This window comes from Natrinema soli, from assembly GCF_028618695.1.
Genome location: NZ_JAQIVI010000754.1, coordinates 1 through 1,358, shown reverse-complemented (window position 1 = coordinate 1,358; position 1,358 = coordinate 1). Strand labels below are relative to the sequence as shown.

Sequence of the window (1,358 nt, the reverse complement as noted above, 5' to 3'; positions counted from 1 at the left end):
CGCTCGTTCTCGTGGACGCGATCACCGACCCGGACGTCGCCGGGTCCACCGTCGACGGTCGAGCCGGCACCGATCCGGACGCGGCGGCCGGTAACGCAATCGATCAGCGTCGCGTTCGACCCGATTCGCGCGTCGACATCGACGACGCTGTTGTCGACGACGGCGTTCGCACCCACCGTCGCGTTCTCGCCGAGGGCGACGTTCGGCCCGACGACGCTCCCCGGACCGACGACGCAGTCCGCCGAAATTACGACCGGTTCGACGACCGTCGCGGAGTCGTGGATCCGGGCGTCGGGTGAGACGGTACTTTCGACGCCGTCCGCGCTCTCGAGGAGCGTCTCCGTCACCTCGAGCAAGTCCCACGGATACGTCGCGTCGATCCAGAACCCGTCGGAGCTGACACCGCGGACGGTTTCGTTGGCGTCGATCGCGTTCGCGATGCCGTCGACGAGCGAGTACTCGTTGAACTGCGGCTCCGGGCCGCGGAGGTACTCGAATAGCTCTGGCTCGAACGCGTAGACGCCCGCGTTGAGGTAGTAATTCCGGTCGTCACGGGGCCGTTCGACGATCTCCGCGATACGGCCGTCGTCTACGAGGATCACGCCGCCGTAGTTGGCGACGTCCGCGTCCCGGACGAGGCCGACCGTCGCGACGGCCTCGCCATCATGTGCCTCGCGGACGTCCTCGATGATCCCGCGCTCGACGAGTTGGTCACCGTTGAGGACGAGCTGTGGCCCCGAAACGATGGATCCGGTTTCCAGGAGGGCGTGGCCGCTTCCGAGTTGCTTGTCTTGCACGACATAGTCGATCGATGCGTCGCGATACGTCGATCCGAAGTGCGATTGCACGTGCGTCCGGCCGTAGCCGACGACAACTGTGATCTCCGTGATACCGGCATCGACGAGGGCATCGAAGACGTGCTCGAGAATTGGCTTGGTCGCTGCGGGAAGCATCGGCTTCGGCCGATGTTCCGTCAGCGGGCGCAACCGGGCCCCCTCCCCCGCCGCGAGGACCACTGCAGAACGGATAGGCATGTCGACAGTGATAGTAATGAACCATTATGTCTCTTGTGGCCGGGGATTCCGTTTATTGCTGACGCGTGTTCTCATCTCGGCATTCGACTATTCGACAGAAACGCTCTCACAGTCAACAGGACTGTCAGACGGTGAGAACGTCGACGCGAGCGTACCGCGCCGCCCGCCAGCCGGCGACCAGGGCACCGAGGGTCCCGATGCCGATCGCGATCGCGAGCCCGGCCGCGTAGATACTCGGCGGCGTTCGCAGCAGGGTTTCGAATCCGACGACCCGGACTGCCACCTGATTCAGACCGAGCGCACAGACCGGCGTCGCGAGGAGGC

1 protein-coding gene and 1 pseudogene are annotated in these 1,358 nt (G+C 65.2%); both read right to left on the bottom strand.

Annotated elements, in window-relative coordinates:
• On the bottom strand, nt 1–1,034 hold a 1,034-nt coding region (locus tag PGX04_RS31660), incomplete at its 3' end, for a sugar phosphate nucleotidyltransferase (protein WP_273742103.1).
• Nucleotides 1,035–1,158: 124 nt separating this feature from the next.
• Nucleotides 1,159–1,358, bottom strand: a pseudogene (locus PGX04_RS31655) (ABC transporter permease); the annotation flags it as partial.